General features: G+C 72.7%; 17 protein-coding genes. 9 read left to right on the forward strand and 8 right to left on the reverse strand.

Going from position 1 to position 18584, the window contains the following annotated elements; translation table 11 throughout:
* Positions 1-28 precede the first annotated feature (28 nt).
* Positions 29-208, forward strand: a complete 180-nt coding sequence (locus ACFWBN_RS20855) for a DUF6191 domain-containing protein (RefSeq protein ID WP_385178367.1) — start codon at positions 29-31, stop codon at positions 206-208.
* Here ACFWBN_RS20855 and ACFWBN_RS20860 read toward each other — a convergent pair.
* From ACFWBN_RS20860 to ACFWBN_RS20885, 6 genes are all read right to left on the reverse strand, one after another.
* Positions 171-3236: a BREX system ATP-binding domain-containing protein gene (locus ACFWBN_RS20860; protein WP_385178445.1), complete on the reverse strand. Its 3066-nt coding sequence runs from the start codon at positions 3234-3236 to the stop codon at positions 171-173. The two genes, ACFWBN_RS20855 and ACFWBN_RS20860, sit on opposite strands and share 38 nt — an antisense overlap.
* An 80-nt stretch (positions 3237-3316) precedes the next feature.
* The gene (locus tag ACFWBN_RS20865) at positions 3317-3484 is read right to left on the reverse strand and encodes a hypothetical protein (RefSeq protein WP_385178368.1); all 168 of its coding nucleotides are present in this window, start codon (positions 3482-3484) and stop codon (positions 3317-3319) included.
* Positions 3485-3651: 167 nt separating this feature from the next.
* Complete coding sequence (locus ACFWBN_RS20870; RefSeq protein ID WP_385178369.1) at positions 3652-4227, reverse strand: hypothetical protein; 576 nt, start codon at positions 4225-4227, stop codon at positions 3652-3654.
* Between the two features lie 79 nt (positions 4228-4306).
* Positions 4307-4861: a GNAT family N-acetyltransferase gene (locus tag ACFWBN_RS20875; RefSeq protein ID WP_385178370.1), complete on the reverse strand. Its 555-nt coding sequence runs from the start codon at positions 4859-4861 to the stop codon at positions 4307-4309.
* Between the two features lie 21 nt (positions 4862-4882).
* Positions 4883-7123, reverse strand: coding sequence for an MMPL family transporter (locus ACFWBN_RS20880; RefSeq protein WP_385178371.1), 2241 nt, complete (start codon positions 7121-7123; stop codon positions 4883-4885).
* 163 nt (positions 7124-7286) lie between these two features.
* Complete coding sequence (locus ACFWBN_RS20885) at positions 7287-7733, reverse strand: signal peptidase I (RefSeq protein ID WP_385178372.1); 447 nt, start codon at positions 7731-7733, stop codon at positions 7287-7289.
* 54 nt (positions 7734-7787) lie between these two features.
* On the opposite strand from ACFWBN_RS20885, the gene ACFWBN_RS20890 reads away from it, so the two are divergent.
* Positions 7788-8588, forward strand: a complete 801-nt coding sequence (locus ACFWBN_RS20890; RefSeq protein ID WP_385178373.1) for a GNAT family N-acetyltransferase — start codon at positions 7788-7790, stop codon at positions 8586-8588.
* A gap of 90 nt (positions 8589-8678) precedes the next feature.
* A complete protein-coding gene (locus tag ACFWBN_RS20895; protein WP_385178374.1) occupies positions 8679-9188 on the forward strand; it encodes a DinB family protein in 510 nt (169 codons plus the stop codon).
* Positions 9189-9267: 79 nt separating this feature from the next.
* Here ACFWBN_RS20895 and ACFWBN_RS20900 read toward each other — a convergent pair whose 3' ends face one another.
* Entirely contained in the window at positions 9268-10002 is a 735-nt protein-coding gene (locus ACFWBN_RS20900; protein ID WP_385178375.1) for a siderophore-interacting protein, read from the reverse strand.
* A 180-nt stretch (positions 10003-10182) separates the two neighbouring features.
* On the opposite strand from ACFWBN_RS20900, the gene ACFWBN_RS20905 reads away from it, so the two are divergent.
* Together ACFWBN_RS20905 and ACFWBN_RS20910 are read left to right on the forward strand one after the other, a co-directional pair.
* Positions 10183-12261: a penicillin acylase family protein gene (locus tag ACFWBN_RS20905; protein ID WP_385178446.1), complete on the forward strand. Its 2079-nt coding sequence runs from the start codon at positions 10183-10185 to the stop codon at positions 12259-12261.
* Positions 12258-12860, forward strand: a complete 603-nt coding sequence (locus ACFWBN_RS20910; RefSeq protein ID WP_385178376.1) for a GNAT family N-acetyltransferase — start codon at positions 12258-12260, stop codon at positions 12858-12860. The genes ACFWBN_RS20905 and ACFWBN_RS20910 overlap by 4 nt, the downstream gene beginning before the upstream one ends.
* Here ACFWBN_RS20910 and ACFWBN_RS20915 read toward each other — a convergent pair.
* Positions 12826-13632, reverse strand: a complete 807-nt coding sequence (locus ACFWBN_RS20915) for an alpha/beta fold hydrolase (protein ID WP_385178377.1) — start codon at positions 13630-13632, stop codon at positions 12826-12828. The two genes, ACFWBN_RS20910 and ACFWBN_RS20915, sit on opposite strands and share 35 nt — an antisense overlap.
* A 157-nt stretch (positions 13633-13789) precedes the next feature.
* On the opposite strand from ACFWBN_RS20915, the gene ACFWBN_RS20920 reads away from it, so the two are divergent.
* The 4 genes from ACFWBN_RS20920 (at position 13790) to ACFWBN_RS20935 (ending at position 18496) form a co-directional block, all read left to right on the forward strand.
* The gene (locus ACFWBN_RS20920) at positions 13790-14614 is read left to right on the forward strand and encodes a Scr1 family TA system antitoxin-like transcriptional regulator (protein WP_385178447.1); all 825 of its coding nucleotides are present in this window, start codon (positions 13790-13792) and stop codon (positions 14612-14614) included.
* Complete coding sequence (locus tag ACFWBN_RS20925; RefSeq protein ID WP_385178378.1) at positions 14611-14850, forward strand: DUF397 domain-containing protein; 240 nt, start codon at positions 14611-14613, stop codon at positions 14848-14850. The genes ACFWBN_RS20920 and ACFWBN_RS20925 overlap by 4 nt, the downstream gene beginning before the upstream one ends.
* A 118-nt stretch (positions 14851-14968) precedes the next feature.
* Complete coding sequence (locus tag ACFWBN_RS20930; protein ID WP_385178379.1) at positions 14969-16522, forward strand: protein kinase; 1554 nt, start codon at positions 14969-14971, stop codon at positions 16520-16522.
* Positions 16523-16615: 93 nt separating this feature from the next.
* A complete protein-coding gene (locus ACFWBN_RS20935) occupies positions 16616-18496 on the forward strand; it encodes a protein kinase (protein ID WP_385178380.1) in 1881 nt (626 codons plus the stop codon).
* The last annotated feature ends 88 nt before the right edge of the window (positions 18497-18584 follow it).

The following is an 18584-nucleotide window of genomic DNA, read 5'->3' on the forward strand; positions in this document are numbered from 1 at the left end:
GCAGGGGGCGAAAGGTGCGGTGGGCGCGGTGTTCAACATGATCGAGGAGCTGTTCAATCCGGGGCGCAAGCACACGGACGAGGAAAAGAAGCGGCTGGAGCTGTCCCGGGTCGACGTCAATGACGGGGACCCGGGACGGGGTCCGATAGACCTGGAGTCCGGCAAGGTGCTCATACGCCCCGGCGAGCATCCTCCGGCTGCGCACTGACGGGCCCGGAGGGGGCGAAGAGGCGCAGCCGGTGGGCGACGGCCGCCGCCTCGCCCCGGCCTGCGACGCCCAGCTTCGCCAGGATGTTCGAGACGTGCACGCTGGCGGTCTTCGGGGAGATGAAGAGCTCCTCGGCGATCTTGCGGTTGGTGCTGCCGGCCGCCACCAGGCGCAGTACGTCCCGCTCGCGGCTGGTCAGGCCGAGTGCCTCGACCGGGTCGGCCTGCGGTGGAGGCGGCTCCGAGGCCGCGCCGACGGCGCTGAGCGGGAGCCGGGCGCGCTGTGCCAGCAGGGCCAGGTCCTCGCGCAGCCGGCGTGAGCCGAGGCGGTCGGCGGTGGCGTAGGCCGCGCGGAGCAGGGCGGCCGCCGGCTCGCGGTCGCCGCCCGCGGCCAGCAGGGCCTCGGCGAGCCGGTGGTGGGCCCTGGCCAGCAGGTACGGGCGCTCCAGCGGGCGGACGGCTTCCTCGACGGCGGTCCAGTCGGCGACGGTGTCCAGCGCCTGCGCCCGGAGTAGCTCGGCGCGCAGGTACTCGGCGTGGGCGGCCCACACCGGGACCGGGGTGGCGAGCCGGCGGGCGGCGTCGCGCAGCACGTCCAGGGCGGCGTCCCGGCCGGCTTCGGCGGCGGGGAGTCCCCGGGCGTCCGCCTCGGCGGAGGCGGCGGCGAGCAGCAGCGGCCAGGCGTAGCGGTGCTGCCCGAGCGGGAATCCGTAGGCGACGGCGGCGGCGGTCTCGGCGCGCACGTCGGCGATCCTGCCCTCCTCCGCGGCGACCCCGACCGCGAGGCGGTACAGCGGGATCCGGTGCTGGGGCTGGGTGTCGTGCGTGCCGAAGTGGGCGTGGGCGGCGGCGAGCTGGTGGGACGCCTCGGTCAGTTCGCCGCGGGCCAGCGCCAGATAGGCGAGCCGGGAGGCGGCGGAGCCGCGCGGGGCCGCGCTCTGCCCGACGAGCAGCGTGCGCCGGGCAGCCTCGGCGGCCTCGTCCCAGCGGCCGAGGCTGTAGAGGCTCTCGGCCAGATTGCCGCGCACCCAGGCCTCGGTGTCCAACAGCCGGGACCTGCTGACGAGTTCGGCCCCCTCTTCGGCCAGCTCGACGGCTTCCCTCGACCGCCCCATGGCTTCCAACTGAGAGGAAAGGTTGATATGTGCACGTCCCGCGAGCACGGTGAGCCCGAGTTCGGTGGCCCGCTCCTTGACCGCGAGCAGCTCGGCGAGGCCGGCCTCGCCCGTGCCCGAGTCGGTGAGCAGGCAGCCGACCGTGATCCGGGCGTTGAGCTCCACCTCCTCGGCGCCGACCATCCGCGCGTAGGCGACGGCGCGTTCGGCGGCGGCAAGGTTGCCCGGGCCCGGGTCGTGGAGCATGCCCCAGCCCGCGGCCCGGACCAGGACCTCGGCGTGCACCTGGGACGGGGGCAGCCCCTGGACGAGTTCCTGGGCCTTGGCGATCTCCTCCCAGCCGTCCCCGCGGCCCAGGCCGGCCACCAGCCGGGAGCGCTCGGTCCAGAACCAGGCGGCCCGCAGCGGGTCGTGGCCGTCGTCCAGCAGGCGCAGCGCCGTCTTGGTGATCTTCAGGGCGCGTTCCCGCTCCCCTCCGTAGCGGGCCGCGACGGTCGCCTCGGCCAGCAGGTCCAGGTGCTGGAGCGGGGTGGTCGACGGGTCGCAGCCGCACGGCGGGTACACCTCGGTGTAGTCCGCCGGGCGCAGCGCCTCGCGGACCTCCTCCGGGGCGCTCTCCCACAGGTCCATCGCCCGTTCCAGCAGGCGCAGCTGCTCGGAGTGGGCGTGCCGGCGGCGGGCGGCCACCGAGGCGGCGAGTGCGGCGGGCAGCGCCTTGGACGGGTCGTTCGCGTGGTACCAGTAGCTGGCGAGCCGGATGATCCGCTCCTCGGCGCGGATCAGGGACTCGTCGGCCTCCAGGGCCTCGGCGTAGCGGCGGTTGACGCGGGAGCGCTCGCCGGGCAGCAGATCGTCGCTGACGGCCTCGCGGACCAGCGAGTGGCGGAAGCGGTAGCCGTCGCCGTCGGTGGTGGCGAGCAGGATGTTGGCGCCCACGGCCGCCCGGAGGGCTTCGATCAGCTCGTCCTCGGTGAGCCCGGCGACGGCGCGCAGCAGCGGGTACTCCACGGTGGAGCCGCCCTCGGCGACGATCCGCACCACGCGCTGGGCCTCGTCCGGGAGGACCTCGACGCGGACGAGGAGCAGGTCGCGCAGGGATTCGGTGAGCCCGGCGCGGCATCCGCTCTCCCGGGAGGCGACCAGTTCCTCGACGAAGAAGGCGTTGCCGTCGGAGCGGTCGAAGACGGAGTCCACGAATTCCTCGTCGGGCTGCGAGGCGAGGATCCCGGCGAGTTGGCGGCGCACCTCGGCCCGGTTGAAGCGGGGCAGCTCGATGCGCCGGACGGTGCGGAGCCGGTCCAGTTCGGCGAGGAGGGGGCGCAGCGGGTGGCGCCGGTGGACGTCGTCCGCGCGGTAGGTGGCGACGACGACGAGCCGGCCGCCGGCGAGGGAGCGGAAGAGGTAGGAGAGCAGGTGCCGGGTGGAGGTGTCCGCCCAGTGCAGGTCCTCCAGGACGAGGACCACGGTGCGTTCGGCGGCGAGCCGTTCCAGCATCCGGGCCGTCAGTTCGAAGAGCCGGGCGGTGCTTTCCTCGTCGTGCGGGCCGCGCGGGGTGTCGCCGAGCTCGGGGAGGATCCGGGCGAGTTCGTCCTGCTGGCCCGCGGTCGCGGCGGCGAGCTCCTCGGGGAGCCGGCGGTGCAGCGTGCGCAGGGCAGTCGAAAACGGGGCGAAGGGAAGTCCCTCCGCCCCGATCTCCACACAGCCTCCGACGGCGACCACCGCGCCGCGGCGGGCCGCCTCGCAGAGGAACTCCTCGGTGAGGCGGGTCTTGCCGACTCCGGCCTCTCCCCCGATGAGCATCGCCTGCGGTTCCCCGTCGGCGGCGCGGGTGAGTGCGTCGGTGAGTACGGCCAGTTCGTCGGCTCGGCCGACGAACACCGGGCTGACAGATCTGGTCTCCACGTCGCCGAGCATCGCACAGACGTCCGGCCCGGCGGCACTCGTTATCGGTGCGCTTCTCATCACGTGTCAGTTGCCACGGTTCGCGACGCGGTTTACGCGGCGCGGGTGAAGCGGTTCCGGTGCCCTCTCACCGACCCTTCGGGTTCCTGGCTTCGCGACGAGGCGCGGCGCGCCTTCTTGGCCTCCCGCATCAGGCGGTACGCGTCGGCCTCGCGGATGAGGTCGGCGCTGCGGGCTGCGGCCATCTCGTACTCGAACATCTCGTACTCCCTGGTGTGTGTTGCTCGGCACCTCGTTCGGTGTGATCCAAGCTTCGCGTCCCAGGGGGTGGCGGGGCATCGGGCGCATGCCGCATCTGCCGGGGGCAGGGGGCCTTAGGCCCGGGCCCGAGGTCCCCCGTTCGGGCCGGGGAGACCTAAGGCGGTACCTAGCCGGCCACGCCGGCTGCCTTCGGGACGGCGAGGAGGAGGTCGAAGTACATGAGGACGAAGAGCAGTACGCCGAGGACGCCGAGGGCGATGGACGCCCAGGAGACGGACCGCACCCAGGTGGGGAGGTGGCGCTCGGGGGTGCCGAAGGCGGGGAGGGCCAGCACGAAGACGGCGATGATCAGGGCGACGGTGGAGAAGATGCCGTTCACCAGGGCGGTGCTGTGCCACGGGCCGACGAACTGGGCGGCGATCTGGGCGTTGGCGTCGGCGGCCTGGGTCAGTTCCAGGCGGCCGGTGATGCTGGTGCGCTCGGACACTATGCCGGCGACCCAGCTTCCGCTCAGGGCGACGACGGAGAGCCCCGCGGCCACGATGGCGGAGGCAGCGGATCCGACGTGGCTCGGCTGCTCGTTCTCGCCCTGCTCCGCGGCGAGCGCCTCGGCCTCCAGCTCGGCGTCCGCGTCCAGGTCCGCCTCCGGATCCTGGTCCAGGTCCGTGGCTGCGGCCGTGGCTTCGGTGTCGGCCTTCTCCAGGTCGACGGCGTTCGGGGCGGGGGTCTTCGTGGTGTCCATGCGGGGCACCGTAAGCGGCCTGTCTGAGAGGTTCATGAGAAATCCGGCGGGCCCCGCGGTGGCGGGGCCCGCGGACGGTTCAGGCGGGGCGGACCGGGGGCCACTCGTGCGCGAGGACCGCCCAGATCTCGGTGCTCTGGCGCACGCCCCGGTGCAGGTGGTTCTCCCGCATCACGCCCTCGCGGGTCAGGCCGAGGCGCTCGGCGACCGCGATGCTCTTCTTGTTCCCGGTGGCGACGTGCCACTCCACGCGGTGCATGCCGCGCCCGTTGAAGGCCCAGTCGATGAGCACCCGGCAGGCGGCGGTGACCAGCCCGCGTCCGGCGGCGGCGGGCTCCAGCCAGCAGCCGACCTCGCAGTTGCCGCCGGCCGCGTCGAAGGCCGGGTAGAGCACGCCGCCGACGAGGGTGTCGTCGACCCAGATGCCGAAGAACCGGGTGCCGTCGTTCGCGGCCTTCTCGGCGTTGGTGCGGAGCAGCTCGCGCGCCGAGTCCAGGTCGGTGGCGCGGTCGGGGAAGCCGACGTACTGGCCGATGTACTCGCGGCCGCGGTCCATGTGGGCGAGGAACTCCTCGGCGTGCCACACCTCCAGCGGCTTGAGCTGGGCGTCTTCGGCCAGGTCTATCGCGAACATGTGTCAGGTCCTTACGGCTGGTCAGCTGGACACGGTTACGGAGTCAGCCGGCTTGGCGGTGTCTCCGCTCGGCCGCTGTGCCGGAATTTTCGCATGCGGACGGCGCTCGGGGGGCTCGATGCTGATCTTGGGGAGCCGTCGGTCGAGCCAGGCGGGCAGCCACCAGTTGGCGCCGCCGAGCATGTGCATCAGGGCCGGGACGAGCAGGGTGCGCAGGACGAAGGCGTCGAGGGCCACCGCCGCGGCGAGCGCGATGCCGAACATCGCGATGATCCGGTCGCCGCTGAGCACGAAGGCCAGGAACACGGAGATCATGATGACGGCCGCCGAGTTGATGACCCGGCTGGTCTCGGCGAGGCCGACGCGGACGGCCCGCTTGTTGTCGCCGGTCTCCAGCCACTCCTCGTACATCCGGCTGACGAGGAAGACCTGGTAGTCCATCGACAGTCCGAAGAGGACGGACACCATGATCACGGGCAGGAAGGGTTCGATCGGCCCGGCGCTGCCCAGGCCCAGCAGTTCGCTGCCCCAGCCCCACTGGAAGATCGCCACGACCACTCCGAAGGAGGAGGCGACGGCGGCGACGTTCATGGCCGCCGCCTTGACCGGGATGCCGATCGAGCGGAAGGCCAGCAGCAGGAGCACGCAGCCGAGGGCGACGACCACGCCCACGAAGAGCGGCAGCTTCCCGATGATGACCTCGGCGAAGTCGTCGTAGCCGGCCGTCACACCGCCGACGTGGACCTCCATCGAGTTGCCGTGCCCGACGCGCGGGATGACGTCCTCGCGGAGCGTGTCGACGAGGTCGCTCGTGGCCCGGGACTGGGGGGCGGAGTCCGGTACGACGGTCAGGACGGCGGTGTCCCCGCTCCGGTTGAAGACGGCCGGGCCGGTGGAGGCGACGCCCTTCGTCGTACGGAGCGCGTCGGCCAGGCGGTCGACGGCGAGCCGGTCGCCGGCGCCGTCGAGGCGGGCGACCACGGTGAGCGGGCCGTTCGTGCCGGGCCCGAATCCCTCCGCCAGCAGGTCGTAGGCCTGCCGGGTGGTGGAGCCGGCCGGGTTGTTGCCCTGGTCGGAGGTGCCCAGGTGGAGGAAGAGGGTGGGCAGCGCCAGCACCAGCATGACGGCGGTCGCGAGGGCCCCGAGCAGCTTGGGGTGCCGCTCCACGAAGGCCGACCAGCGGGCGGCGAAGCCGGTGGTCCGCTCGGGCTGCGGGCCCTCGGCGGCGAGCTTGCGGCGCTCTCGGCGGGACAGGGCGCGCATGCCGATGCAGGAGAGGAGGGCCGGGAGCAGGGTGACGGAGGCCGCGACCGTGAGGACCACGGTCACGGAGGCGGCTATCGCGACGCCGTTGAGGAAGTTCAGCCGCAGCACCAGCATGCCGAGCAGCGCGATGCAGACGGTGGCTCCGGCGAAGACGACGGCCCGGCCGGTCGTGGCGACGGCGTTCTCGGCGGCCTCCTCGACCGGGAGGCCGCGGGCCAGGCCCTTGCGGTGCCGGGTGACGATGAACAGCGCGTAGTCGATGCCGACGCCGAGGCCGATGAGGGTGCCGAGCATCGGGGCGAAGTCGGCGACCGGCATCGCGTGCCCGAGCAGGGTGATGCCGAAGTACGCGGTGCCGACGCTCACCAGCGCGGTCGCGATGGGCAGCAGGCTCGCGGCGAGCGAGCCGAAGGCCAGGAAGAGGACGAGGGCCGCGACGGCGACGCCGATGACCTCGGCGAGGTGGGCGGCGGGGGCCTCGGTCAGGCCGATGGCGCGGCCGCCGAGTTCGACCTGGAGGCCGTCGGTTTCGGTGGCCGGGTTCTTGGCCGCCTCGACGACCGCCTTGGCCTGGGCCTTGGGTACGGAGTCGGCCTGCCGGTCGAAGGTGACCACGGCGTAGGCGGTGCGCCCGTCGGGGCTGATCCGCGCGGCGCTCTCGGCGCCCGGCCCGTAGGGGCCGGCGACCGATCCGACGCCGGGGAGGCGGGAGATGGCGTCCAGCGCCCGGACCATGCGCTCCTCGACGGCCGGGCTGCGGACGCTCTGATGCGCCGGGGCCCGCCACACGACGGTGTCGGTGTCTCCGCCCTGCCCGTGGAAGCCCGCGCGCAGGAGGGCATTGGCCTTGCCGGCTTCGGTGCCGGGGACCTCGTAGTCGTTGGAGAACGCCGATCCGGCGGTGGTCGCGGCCGCCGCCGTGCCGCCGAGCGCGAGCAGCCAGATCAGTACGGCGAGGAGTCGGTGCCGCATGCACCACCGTGCGATTGCTGCCAACGGACGTGCTCCCTGGTGGTTCGGATCTTTACCGGGAGACGACCCGCCGCAAAGAACGCACAACTCTTGAACTGGTAAACACCGCCACGATCTCAGCGTTTCGTGATCGTTGGCCCCTTTCGTGTGCATCGTCACAGGGGGGCGGGGAAGGGCGGGACCTTGGTCACCGCGGGGCGTGGACGGAGGGCCGTTCCTCGTCGCGGGCCGCCTCGTCGGGGGCGGTCTCGTCTCGGTCCTCGGGCTCGTCGACCCGGTAGCCCGGGATGGAGGGCCAGCGGACGGTGAGGACCACCGCGTCCTCCTCGGCGTACCAGGAGTGGTCGACGCCGCGGCCCCACAGCACGTAGTCCCCCTGCTCGGCGAGGACGACGGTCCGCCCCGGGAACTCCAGCCGGAAGCGTCCGCTGATCAGCACCAGCAGTGCGGTGCGCCGCTCGGCGGTCGCCCAGCGCTCGCGCTCCTCACCCTTGGCGTGGACGCCCCATTTGATCTCCACGTCCGCGCTGTGGCGGGGGTCCGAGGGGTCCTTGAAGTGGCCGAGGAGCCAGCCGCGGTCGGCGGCCGCGTCGGGGGCCGCCTTGCCGGTATAGATGGTGGAGTCGTCGTTCACGGGGTGAGGTTAATGCAGTTGTGGGGGCGCCTCGGACACTGGTGAGCTGGGGCGATGACGATGGATCTCGAAGGACTCCGCAAGGCCCGGGCCGAGTACGACGCCCGGATGCGCCGCGACGCACAGCCCGACTCCGCCCAGGCCCGGGTGGAGCGGGTGGGCCCGGTCGTACGGCAGACCGCGCCCGCGCTCGGCTGGAACGGCGTGCTCTGGTCGGACCTCGACGAGGGGACGGCGGATGCGGAGATCGCGGCGCAGGTCGCGTACTTCTCGGGGCGCGAGGTGCCGGAGTTCGAGTGGAAGCTCTACGACCACGACCGGCCGGCGGACCTCGGGGAGCGGCTGCGGGCGGCGGGCCTGGTGCCGGAGCCGCCCGAGACGCTGATGGTGGGCCGGGTGTCCGAGCTCGCCGGGCTGCCGGTGGAACCGCCGGAGGGGATCACCCTGCGGGTGGTGACGGACGAGGCCGGGGTGGACCTGATGATGGAGGTCCACGCGCGGGCCTTCGGCACCGAGCGGCCGCGGATCCGGGAGCTGATGCTGGACCTGCTGCGCGACGAGCCGGACTCCGTCGCCGCCGTCGTGGCGATGGCGGGCGACACCCCGGTGAGCGCGGCCCGGATGGAGATGCGGCCGGGGACCCCGTTCGCGGGCCTGTGGGGCGGTGGCACGGATCCGCAGTGGCGGGGCCGCGGCATCTACCGGCTGCTGGTCGCCCACCGTGCCCGCATCGCGGCGGAACGCGGCATCCCGTACCTCCAGGTGGACGCGTCGGCGGACAGCCGCCCGATCCTGGAACGGCTGGGCTTCGGGGTGCTCGGCGTGACCGTCCCCTACATCTGGTCGAGGGACTAGGACACCGGGGGCGCAGGCCCGGGCGAAGGCGGGACGCAGGCGGGGGCGAAGGCCTTTCCCGGCGCGGGACCGACGGGCAGGATCATGCGCATGGAACCCATCGAACGCATCATCCCGCCCCTCACCGGCGACGAGCGCGAGACCCTCCGTGCCTACCTCGACTACCACCGGGCCACCCTCGCCTGGAAGTGCGAGGGCCTCGACGACGAGCAGCTGCGCCGCGCCTCGATGCCCCCGTCCACCCTGTCCCTGCTGGGCCTGGTCCGGCACATGGCCGAGGTCGAGCGGCACTGGTTCCGACGCGTCCTGAACGGCGAGGAGCTGCCGCACCTGTGGTCGGACAGCCACGACTTCCAGGCCGCCTACGACGCCTCAGGCTCCGACCGCGCCGAGGCGTTCGGTGCGTGGGAGGCGGAGGTGGCCCACTCCCGCCGCATCGAGGCCGACGCCGCGTCCCTCGACGCGACGGCGTTCGTGCCGCGCTGGGAGAAGGAGGCCTCGCTGCGCATGCTGATGCTCCACCTCATCCACGAGTACGCCCGCCACAACGGCCACGCGGACTTCCTCCGCGAGGGGATCGACGGCGTCACCGGCGCCTGAGCCGGATGCCCCCCGGCGGGACGTCCCCGAGCAGGACGTCCCCGAGCGGAACGCCCTCATCCGGAACGCCCGGCTCGGCTCAGGCCGCCCGCCAGTACCCCAGCGCGTTCACCCGCTGCTTCGGCAGGGCGAGTTCCTTGCGCAGGTACGCCGTCAGCGCGCGGGTCGTCGCCGTGTCGGAGGCCAGCCAGACGTAGGCCGACGCCGGGTCCGGACCGAGCAGCTCCGGCAGTTCCGCCCGGACCCGGTCGGCCAGAGCCGTCCCGCCCCGCTCCACCCGGCGGATGTCGTGCCGGTCCGCGTCGGCCCGTAGCGGCAGCCCGGTGTCCGAGCCGTGCTGCGTCTCGAACCAGACCGTCGCCGGGGTCTGCGGGTAGGCGTCCAGCAGGGAGTTGATCGCCGGGAGCGACGCCGCGTCCCCGATGACGAGCAGCCGCTCCGGGGCCGGCTCGGGGGCGGTGAATCCGGTCCCCTGCACGGTGGCGTCGACGGTGTCCCCGGGCCGGGCGGCGCGCGCCCAGGCACTGGCGACACCGTCGTGCAGGGCGAACTCGAAGCAGAAGGTGCCCGCTTCGGGATCCGGGTCCACCAGCGTGTAGGCGCGCTGGTGCGGCCGGCCCGCGCCCTCGAACCACACCCGCACCCACATCGTCGGGTGCAGCGACTCCCCGGCGGCCGCCAGCAGCCCGCCGTCCGTGAAGTACACCCTGCGGTAGTTGTCCGTGACGTCTTCCGCCCCCGTCACCGTGAAGGTGAAGTCCTTGCCCCTGAGCAGCTTGAGGACCACACCCTCCCAGCCCTTGCCGACAGCCATGTCCAACCCCTCCCCTGACACCCCTATAGTTAGGTCAGCCTAACCTAATGCACCTTGGGGAAGAGTGTGAGCAGCGTGACCAGCGAGACCAGTGCGAACAGGGACGACGGGACAACCGGCGGAGCCCACGAGGCCGGCGGAACGTACGGGGCGTACGAGGTCTTCCGCGACCCCTGGGGCATCCCCCACCTGCGCGCCTCCGACGAGCTCACCCTCGCCTACGCCCAGGGCCGCGTCACCGCCTTCGACCGCGCCTGGCAGCTGGAGGTCGAACGGCACCGCGCCCAGGGCTCCAGTGCCGCCTTCCTCGGCGCGGACTCCGTGGCCTGGGACAGCTTCGCCCGCCAGTGCCGCCTCGACGACACCGCCCGCCGCTGCCACGAGGCCCTCGACGCGCGGACGGCCTCCTGGGTCGGCGCGTACGTCGACGGCGTCAACGACGGGCTGGCCGCCGGCGCCGCCCGCGACGAGCGCTTCGCGCGCACCGGACTCGTCCCCACACCCTGGGAGCCGTGGGTTCCGCTCTCCGTCTGGACCGCCACGCACGTCCTGTTCGCCGGTTTCGCCACCAAGCTGTGGCGCGAGCGCGTGGCCCGCGCCCTCGGCGACGACGCCGTCACCCTCTTCGCCACGGACGGCCCCGGCACCGCCGGCAGCAACGGCTGGCTTGTGCCGGGCGAGCGCACCGCCAGCGGTTCGGCGATCATCGCGGGCGACCCGCACCGGTTCATCGAGGACCCGGGCGTCTACCAGCAGATACGCCTCTCCTGCCCGGACTACGACGTCCTCGGCCTGGCCGTCCCCGGCGTCCCGGGCCTCGGCCACTTCGGGCACACGGGCAGCGCCGCCTGGGCCATCACCAACGCGATGGCCGACTACCAGGACCTGTACGCCGAGCGGTTGAGGCCCACGGCCGACGGCGCGGGCGTGGAGGCGCTGGGCCCGGACGGCGTCTGGGAGCCCGTCCACCGGCACACCGAGACGATCACCGTGGCCGGCGGCGAGGACGTCGAGGTCGAGGTCCTGGAGACCGCCCGCGGCCCGGTGGTCGTCCACGCGGACGACGCCCGCACCGGGGCCACCGACAGCGCGGCCACCGCGGCCGGAGCCGCCCCCACCACCGCCGGGCAGAGCCTCTCCCTCCGCTACCCGCCCCGCGTCCGCGAGGACCTCGGCTTCGCCGTCCTCCCCGCGCTCCTGCGCGCCCGTACCGTCGGCGACATCGACCGCGCCCTCGACGGCTGGGCCGAGCCCGTGAACGTCGTCCACGCCGCCGATTCCGCGGGCGGCCTGCTGCACCGCGTCGCGGGCGCCGTGCCGCTGCGCGACCGCGCCAACCGGCTGCGCCCCGTGCCCGCCTGGGACCCGCGCCACGCCTGGCAGGGCGGCTGGGCCGAGACCCCCGCCGAGCCGGTGCAGGGCTTCGCCGTCATGGCGAACGCGCGCGGGATCGCCTCGCCCCTCGGCGTGGAGTTCGCGCCTCCGCACCGCGCGAACCGCATCCGCGAGCTGCTCAGCGGCTCCGCGGACTGGTCCCCGAAGGCGATGGCCGACGTACACGCGGACACCCACCTGGCCTCCGCCGAGCCGCTGCTCGCCCTGCTGCCCGCCTTCGAGGGCCTGACCGCCGCCGGGGAGGCACTGCGCGCCCGGCTGCTGGCCTGGGACCGGCACATGGCCGCCGACAGCGCCGACGCCACCGTCTTCGCGGCCTTCCGGACCGCGACCGTACGCCGCTTCGCCGCGGACCCCGTCTTCGCGGACCTGGCCGGCGCCCCGCCCGGCCCCGAGGTGTTCCACCCCTGGCTCTACCTGGTCCCCCGGATCGGCTACGCCCTCGAAGGCCTCCTGGCCACGCCCCTCCTCCCTGGCCTCGACCGGGCGGCCCACGTGCGCGCCGCCCTGGAGGAGACGGCCGCGGCCGGCGCCCCCGACACCCCCTGGGCCGAGGTCCACCGCCTCACCCCCTGGTCGGCGCTGCCGGACCCGGAGGCCCAGTGGCCCGGCCTCGGCGGCGACCACGACTGCGTGAACGCCACCTCCTCCGTCCCCGGTTTCACCGACCTCACCGCCCGCGCATCGGCGGCCCGTTACGTCTGGGACCTCGGCCGCCGCGAGGACAGCCTCTGGGCGGTCCCGCTGGGTGCGGACGGCGTCACCGGCACTCCCCACCACCGCGACCAGCTGCCCCTGTGGGCGCGCTGCGAACTCGTCCCCGTCGTCACCGACTGGACCCGCCTCACCAAGGAATCGATATGAGCTCCACCAGACAGCCCGTGCACACCCACCTCGTCGAGGGCTTCGGCACGGTCACCATCACCCCCGTCGACCCGGCCGCCGACTCCGCCCTGATCCACGGCTGGGTCACGCAGGAGCGGGCCCGCTTCTGGGGCATGGGCGAGGCCAGCCGGGAACTGGTCCAGGAGATCTATGAGGACGTCGACCGCCGCACCACGCACCACGCGTTCATCGTGGCCCGCGACGGGGTGCCGGTCGCGCTGTTCCAGACGTACGACTGCGCCGAGGACCGGGTCTCCGAGTGCTACGAGGTCCAGCCCGGGGACACCGGCGTGCACCTGCTGATCAGCCCCGGCGACGGCGCCCCCGAACGCGGTTTCAGCGCGGGCCTGATGACGGCCTTCTTCGCCTTCGTCTTCTCCGACCCCGCCACCCGGCGCGTGGTCGCCGAGCCCGACGCCCGCAACGACAAGGCCATCGCCCGCCTGGAGCGGACCGGTTTCGTACTCGGCCCTGCGATCGAGCTCCCGGAGATCGACCTGCCCGAGGTCTACCTCCCGGCCAAGCAGGCCCGGCTCTGCTTCCTCAGCGCACCGGTGCCTCTGCCAGAAAACCGGTGACCAGCGCGGCCCACTCGGCCGGGCGCTCGGCGAACGGCAGGTGCCCGGTGGGCAGTTCCGCGAGCCGCGCGCCCGGCAGCGCGTCCGCCAGCTCCCGCTGAAGGGCGAGCGGCACGAGCCGGTCCTCGGTCGTCGCGATGACGAGGGCCGGTACGTCGATCCGCGCGAGCTCGGCGCGCAGATCGGCCCCCTGGAGCAGGTCGACGTGGTCGCCGGCCCCGGCCGGGATGGATCCGGCGGTCGCCCGCACCACGTCCTCCACCTGCTCGGGGGTCAGCCCCTCCAGCACCGCCGGGTTGAACGCGAGCGGCACCAGCAGCCTGGCCAGCAGCTCGCTCTCGCCGCGCGCCGCCAGTCCCGACCACAGGTCGGCGACCAGCTTCAGCCGGTTCCCGGCCCGGGCGAAGGTGGCGGTGAGCACGAGCGCGGTGACCCGCTCGGGGTACCGGGTGGCCACCCTGATCGCCACGTTCCCGCCGACGGAGTACCCGAGCACGGCGAACTTCTCCAGCCCCTCCGCATCGGCGGCCGCCACCAACTGATCGGCCAGCTCGTCGAGTTCCAGCGGCTCATCGGACTTCGGGGTCCCCCCGGTCCCGGGGTAGTCCACGCCGACGACGCTGTGGCGGGCGGCCAGCTCGTCCAGAATCGCGCCGAAATTGCTCTCGATCGACCCTCCGCCCCCATGGGCCAGCAGGAGCCCGGGCCCACCGCTCTCCTTGCGGACGGTGCGGGCGTAGGGGGCGGTCTTCGTGGTGACGGACACGGGCATGGCAGGACCTCGGCATTTCTGTAGCGGTCGTTACGAATTCAACAGTACATACATTCATTAGCGATCGCTACAGAACTCAACCCGTACAACGGTTTTGTACGGGTGCCGTACGTGCGGTTCGTGCGTCAGCGGGGCCACGAAGGGGGAAGTGACCGACATGCCCCACAGCAACAGGCCCCAGCGCAACGCCTCTTGGAAGGTCGTCGGCGTCCTGCTGGCCCATCAGCGCAAGCGCGCCCTGCTCACCCAGGAACAACTGGCCGAACTGGCCCACTGCGACGTCGAGTCCATCGCCTCGGTGGAACAGGGCCGCAGGCCGCTCTCCACGAAGATGGCCGCGGTCCTCGACACCCTCCTCGAATCGAAGGGAGCACTGCGCGAGGCGGCGGAGGCGATTCCGCGCCGCGAGCGGTACCCGGCTTTCGCCCGCGACTACATGGAGCACGAGGAGGAGGCACTCAGCCTGCTCTCGTACGAGAACGCAGCCGTCCCAGGCTTGCTGCAGACCCCGGAGTACGCGGCGGCGGTCTTCGCCAACTTCTACCCGCCACGGCCCGCCGACCAGATCGCGCAGCAGACCGAGGACCGAATGGTCCGCAGGAAACTCTTCCATCGCGAGCCGCAACCGCCCGTGATGCACTTCATCATCGAACAGTCCGTGCTGGAGCGCCCCATCGGCGGCCCTGAGGTACTACGCGGGCAGCTCCGCCATCTGCGCGCGATGTCCGAACTCCCCTTCGTGGGAATCCAGATCATCCGCACCGACCGCGAAACCCACGCGGGTCTGGCAGGCCCGATGGTGCTCCTGGAAACCCCTGAGCACGACCAGCTCGCCTACCTGGAGGGACAGCACGTCAGCTTCCTCCAGGACGACCCCGATGAGGTCCATCTCCTCCATCTCAAATATGGGATGCTGCGTTCGCAGGCGCTCTCGATCGAGGACAGCAAGCGCCTGCTGGACGACCTGCTAGGAGAGTCATGACGCAGCAACTGGCCTGGTTCAAGTCGAGTTACAGCGGCGACGCGGGCGGCGACTGCATCGAAGTCGCCTACCACTGGCGGAAGTCGAGCTACAGCAGCGATGCGGGCGGCAACTGCGTCGAAGTGGCCGCCCACTCCGCCGCCGTCCATGTCCGCGACTCCAAGGTCACCGAAGGCCCGGTCCTGACCGTCGCCCCCGCCACCTGGGCCGCCTTCGTCGCCGACGCCACCCGCTGACCACTCGACCCCGCCTCACTCCTCGCGCGACACCCCGAGGTCGGCTCGATTCCCGTTGACCCGCCAACCGCCGCACGGGAAGCTGTGCATTGATCAACTGCCAGGCGGTGGGGGGAAATTGACCAGCCAGAATCTGCACATCGGACCGGACACGGCGCCCGACCGGTACCGGCTGCTGCGGTCCATCGGACGCGGCGGGGAGGCCGTGATCCACCTCGCGGAGATCGACCTGGCCGGCGGGGTCGAGCCCGTCGTCGTGAAGGTGCTGGACTCCCGGCAGACGATCACCACCGAGGAGTTCGGCCGGATCAGCCGGAAGTGGAACGAGCAGGCGGAGCTGCTGCGCTTCGTCCACCGCCCCGGTGTCGTGGGCGTACGGGAGCACTTCGAGGGCGCTCCGATCCATCGGGCCGGCGAGTCCGCCGCCGTCACCGGGCGGTCCCTGGTGCTCGTCATGAACCACGTCGACGGGCTCGACCTGCGCGACTGGCGGGCGGAGCGGACCCTCGCCACCGCCGCCGAACGGCGCGAGGTCATGCGCACGCTGGAGCAGCTCGCCGACGTACTGGACTGGCTCCACTCCGGCAAGGCCACCCCCTCCGGGCGCCAGGTCATCCACGGCGACCTCTCCCCCGGCAACGTCATGGTCGACGCGAACGGGCAGGCCACGCTGGTGGACTTCGGCCTCAGCAAACTGACCGCCGACCACCAGACCGCCGAGATCTGGTTCACCCCGGGCTACGCGGCCCCCGAGGTCTTCGACGGCAAGCGCACGCCGGGCACGGACCGGTACGCCTTCGGGGCCATCGCGTACTTCCTGCTGAGCGGGGAGTCGCCGCCCGCCGTACCGGGCCTGCTGGCCGACGCGATCGCCGCGCTGCCGCCGATCGCGGTACTGGACGCGGAGCGGCGGGCGCGGATCGCCGCGCTCTGTTCGGCCGATCCGGAGCAGCGGCCGCCGAGCCTGACCGCCTGGGTGCAGGACGTCCGGCAAGCCGTGGTCTCCGTACAGCGGGACGTCCAGGACACCCCACCGATGCCGCCGGCCCCGCCCCCGCTCCTGCCCCCGCCCCCGCCCCCGCAGAAGCGGCGTCGCGGCCGTGTACTGGGCGCCGTGGCCGGGGTGCTGGTCCTGGCGGCGCTCGCGGTGCTCGGCGTACGACTCCTCGGTGACAAGGACGGGGACGGCTCGAAGCAGGCGGGCGGCGACCGACCTGCCGCGCAGCCCTCGGATTCAGCCTCGGGCTCGGCCTCGGGCTCGCCGAGCTCCGACGGGGTCTCACTCACCACCCTGGCCCCGGCCGCCAAGAGCGAGTACGCGTGGTTCGAGGTGGGCAAGGGGACGCTGAACGGCCGGCGGTACGACACCGCCCTGGTGTCTGCCGGCCCCTACAAGATCTGCGACGGCTCGGCCGCCTACGACCTGGGTGGTGGCTGGAAGACCCTGAGCATGGTCGCGGGCGTCGACGACTCCTCGACGCATGCGGCAGCGCGGATCAGCGTGACGGTGGACGGCTCGCCCGTGTGGGCCGGCGAGGTCCGGGTGGGATCGCCGAAACCCCTGTCGCTGGACGTCTCGAACGGCCGTCGCCTGGAGATCTCCTACGAGGACCCCGGTCGCACCTGTGGTCTGGGTCCGCTCACTCTGGGCGCCCCCACTCTGAAGAAGTGATCGTCACCCTAACGGGATACCGATCCCCATTGACCGCGCCAACCGGCTCACGGGAAGCTGTGCACCCATCAATTCCCGGGCGCTGGGGGGAAATTGACCAGCCAGAATCTGCACATCGGGCCGGATGCGGCAGCCGACCGGTACCGGTTGCTCCGGTCCATCGGGCGCGGCGGGGAGGCCGTGCTCTACCTCGCCGAGATCGAGCTCGCGGGCGGGGTCGAGCCCGTGGTCGTGAAGGTGCTCGACTCCAAGACGACCATCACGCCCGAGATCTTCGACCGGATCAGCCGGAAGTGGAACGAGCAGGCGGAGCTGCTGCGCTTCGTCCACCGGCCCGGTGTGGTGGGCGTACGGGAGCACTTCGAGGGACCGCCGATCCACCGGCCCGGGGAGTCCTCGACCCTGACCGGGCGCGCGCTCGTCCTGGTCATGAACCACGTCGACGGGCTCGACCTGCGCGACTGGCGGGCGGAACGGACCCTCGCCACCGCCGCCGAACGGCGCGAGGTGATGCGCACGCTGGAGCAGCTCGCCGACGTACTGGACTGGCTGCACTCGGGGAAGGCCACTCCTTCCGGGCGCCAGGTGATCCACGGCGACCTCTCCCCCGGCAACGTCATGGTCGACGCGTACGGGCAGGCCACGCTGGTGGACTTCGGCCTCAGCAAACTGACCGCCGACCACCAGACCGCCGAGGTCTGGTTCACCCAGGGCTACGCGGCCCCCGAGATCTTCGACGGCAAGCGGACACCGGGCACGGACCGGTACGCCTTCGGCGCCATCGCCTACTTCCTGCTGAGCGGGCAGTCGCCGCCCGCCACGCCCGAGCAGCTGGCCCAGGCGCTGGCCGCGCTGCCGCAGATCGCCGTGCTGGACGCCGAGCAGCGGGCGCGGATCACCTCGATCTACTCGGTCGACCCGGGGAAGCGGCCGGTGAGCCTGGCGGGCTGGATGAAGGACGTCCGGCACGCGGTGGTGTCCACGACCAGCTCCACCTCGCGGCCGGCCGCCCTCCAGGACGCCCCGCCGAAGCCGGCCTCCCCGCCGCCGGCGCCACCGACGCCGCCGGTTACCCCGCCGATGGCGGCTCCGCCCGTAGCGGCCCCGCCCGTGGCCGCCCGGCCCGCGGAGGCGCCGCCGTCCGCGGACCCGCCCGCGCCGTACGTGCCCACGGCGCCGGTCACCGCCCCCGATCCGGGACCGGCCACGGTTCCCGAGTCGGTGCCCGCCGGGTACGGACCCGCGTACCACCTGAGCCCGGCACCGGCCCCCGCCCCGGAGCGGCCCCGTCCCGCCAGGAAGCGGCGGACCGGCCTGGTCCTCGGATCGGTGGCCGCCGTGGTGGTCCTGGCGGCGCTCGCGGTGGTCGGCGTACGGCTCCTGGGCGACAAGGACAAGGACAAGGACAAGGACAAGGAGAACACCGCGGCCAACGAGAAGCCCGGAGCGACGAGCGCACCGAAGACACCCGCGTCGGCCTCGGCGACTCCGTCCGAGGAACCATCGGCGTCCGCTTCCGGTCCCACGGAATCCGAGACTCCGGAGGCATCCTCGTCGAGCCCCGGGGGTCCGGGGTCGGTCAAGGACAGCAACGTGGCCGATCTGACCGTACTGTCGTCGGTCGGCGAGGCCCACAACTTCGACGTCGGCTCCGCCAAGCTGAACACGAAGGAGTACGGGGCGGCCCTCCTCGGCAGTTGCTACTACGGTGCGACCGTCGAGTACGACGTGAACCGCGCGTGGTCCACGCTGGAGTTCACCGCCGGCATCGACGACGGCGCGACCATGGAGCAGGCCCGCGTGACCATCTCCGTGGACGACAAGCCCGCGCTCTTCTCGGAGCTGGTCCACCTCGGCAAGCCGGTCACCAAGTCCCTGGACATCAAGGGGGCCCTGCGCCTGCGGCTGAAGGTGGAGGAGGGCTGCAAGGACACCGGCAGCGCCGTCATCGCCGCCCCCGTCCTCAAGCGCTGACGCGGGGACGAAAGAGCGGGGGCCCGCACCGGTACGTCGGTGCGGTGCGGGCCCCCCCCGGGGGGTGTGGGCGCTGAGCCCACCGAGT

Origin of the sequence: Streptomyces sp. NPDC059989 (assembly GCF_042736975.1) — a bacterium.
Lineage (GTDB): Bacteria > Actinomycetota > Actinomycetes > Streptomycetales > Streptomycetaceae > Streptomyces.

Excerpts from the sequence above, each read along its gene's own strand:
- ACFWBN_RS20920 (WP_385178447.1), top strand. The coding sequence starts at position 13,790 with ATGCCCCACAGCAACAGGCCCCAGCGCAACGCCTCTTGGAAGGTCGTC.
- ACFWBN_RS20895 (WP_385178374.1), top strand. The coding sequence starts at position 8,679 with ATGGAACCCATCGAACGCATCATCCCGCCCCTCACCGGCGACGAGCGC.
- ACFWBN_RS20875 (WP_385178370.1), bottom strand. The coding sequence starts at position 4,861 with ATGTTCGCGATAGACCTGGCCGAAGACGCCCAGCTCAAGCCGCTGGAG.
- ACFWBN_RS20900 (WP_385178375.1), bottom strand. The coding sequence starts at position 10,002 with ATGGCTGTCGGCAAGGGCTGGGAGGGTGTGGTCCTCAAGCTGCTCAGG.
- ACFWBN_RS20910 (WP_385178376.1), top strand. The coding sequence starts at position 12,258 with ATGAGCTCCACCAGACAGCCCGTGCACACCCACCTCGTCGAGGGCTTC.
- ACFWBN_RS20890 (WP_385178373.1), top strand. The coding sequence starts at position 7,788 with ATGACGATGGATCTCGAAGGACTCCGCAAGGCCCGGGCCGAGTACGAC.
- ACFWBN_RS20925 (WP_385178378.1), top strand. The coding sequence starts at position 14,611 with ATGACGCAGCAACTGGCCTGGTTCAAGTCGAGTTACAGCGGCGACGCG.
- ACFWBN_RS20865 (WP_385178368.1), bottom strand. The coding sequence starts at position 3,484 with ATGTTCGAGTACGAGATGGCCGCAGCCCGCAGCGCCGACCTCATCCGC.
- ACFWBN_RS20860 (WP_385178445.1), bottom strand. The coding sequence starts at position 3,236 with ATGCTCGGCGACGTGGAGACCAGATCTGTCAGCCCGGTGTTCGTCGGC.
- ACFWBN_RS20915 (WP_385178377.1), bottom strand. The coding sequence starts at position 13,632 with ATGCCCGTGTCCGTCACCACGAAGACCGCCCCCTACGCCCGCACCGTC.
- ACFWBN_RS20870 (WP_385178369.1), bottom strand. The coding sequence starts at position 4,227 with ATGGACACCACGAAGACCCCCGCCCCGAACGCCGTCGACCTGGAGAAG.